Here is a 1821-nt window from a genome sequence, read left to right as displayed (position 1 = left end):
AAGGGCGGGTAGGGGACTCCGCCCCGCAGGGCCAACCACCCGCACCCGCCCGCCGGGCCCGGCCCAGGACGGCCCCCGCCCGGGCACCGCCGGGCCCCGCACGGGGCGGCCCCCGCCCAGACACAGCGCCGGGCGCCCCCCCGCCGGGCCCTGCGCAGGACGGCCCCGGCCGAGACACCGCCGGGTGACCCCCGCCCAGGCCCCGCCGGGCCCGGCCCAGGACGGCCCCCGCCCGGGCACCGCCAGGCCCCGCACGGGGCTGCCCCCGCCCGGGCACCGCTAGGACCCGCGCGAGACGGCCCCGTCCAGGCCCCGCCGGACACAGCGCGTCAAGAAGGCCCGGCCCGTCGGGGGTGCGGCGCGGGCAGTGGGGGAGACAGGGGAGACTTCTCGTATGACAGACCGCATCGCCGGCTCCGCCGCAGACGCCGGAACCGTGGACCACCGAACCGTCCTCCTGCGCGGCGGCGAGGTCCACAGCCCCGCCGACCCCTTCGCCACCGCGATGGTGGTCGAGCGCGGCCACATCGCCTGGGTCGGCTCCGAAGGCGCGGCCGACGCCTTCGCCCAGGGCGTGGACGAGGTCGTCGACCTCGGCGGCGCGCTGGTCACCCCCGCCTTCACCGACGCCCACGTCCACACCACCTCCGCCGGCCTGGCTCTCACCGGGCTGGACCTGGCCACGGCCGCTTCCCTCCCCGAAGCCCTCGAGCGCGTGCGCGCGTACGCGAGGAGCCGCCCCGCCGACCGGGTGCTCCTCGGCCACGGCTGGGACGCCTCCCGCTGGCCCGAGCGGCGCGCCCCGCTGCGGAGCGAGCTCGACGAAGCCGCCGACGGCCGGCCGCTCTACCTCAGCCGCATCGACGCGCACTCCGCGGTGGTCACCACCGCCCTGCTCCGGCTCGTACCCGGCGTGGAGGCGGCCCCCGACGAGCCGTTGACCCGCGACGCCCACCACGCCGTACGCCGCGCCGCGCTCGACGCCCTCACCCCGGCCCAGCGCGCCGAGGCCCAGCGGGCCGCCCTGGACCGGGCCGCCTCGCTCGGCATCGGCTCCGTCCACGAGTGCGGCGGCCCCGAGATCTCCTCCCCGGAGGACTTCGCGGCGCTGCTGGACCTGGCGCGCAGTCACCCCGGCCCCCGCGTCTTCGGTTACTGGGCCGACCGCGACCTCGGCATGGTCAAGGAGCTCGGCGCCGTCGGGGCCGCGGGCGACCTCTTCGTCGACGGCGCCCTCGGTTCGCACACCGCCTGCCTGCACTCCCCGTACGCGGACGCCGGGCACACGGGCACGGACTACCTCGACGCCCGGATCGTCGCCGACCACGTCGCCGCGTGCACCGAGGCGGGCCTCCAGGCGGGCTTCCACGCCATCGGAGACGCCGCGATCACCGCCGTCGTCGAGGGGGTCAGGGCCGCCGCGGACAAGGTCGGCCTCGGCCGGGTCCGCGCCGCCCGGCACCGCGTCGAGCACGCCGAGATGATGACCCCGGACACCATCGCCGCCTTCGCGGAGCTCGGCCTCACCGCCTCGGTGCAGCCGGCCTTCGACGCGCTGTGGGGCGGCGAGGAGGGCATGTACGCCGACCGGCTCGGCGTCGAGCGCGCCCGCACCCTCAACCCCTACGCGGCCATGCTCAAGGCCGGGGTCCCGCTCGCCTTCGGCTCCGACGCCCCCGTCACGCCGCTCGACCCCTGGGGCACCGTCCGCGCGGCCGCCTTCCACCGCACGCCCGCCCACCGCATCTCCGTACGGGCCGCCTTCGCCGCCCACACGCGCGGGGGCTGGCGGGCCCTGGGCCGCGACGACGCGGGCATCCT

The 1821-nt window shown here is 78.6% G+C and carries 1 protein-coding gene; it reads left to right on the top strand.

The window, feature by feature from the left end:
• Window positions 1-394: 394 nt before the first annotated feature.
• The coding region (locus ACWGDE_RS38635; protein ID WP_453393765.1) for an amidohydrolase at window positions 395-1821 on the top strand (1427 nt) is incomplete at its 3' end.

Source organism: Streptomyces sp. NPDC054956, assembly GCF_053609185.1.
This window is presented reverse-complemented; position numbering and strand designations above follow the sequence as displayed.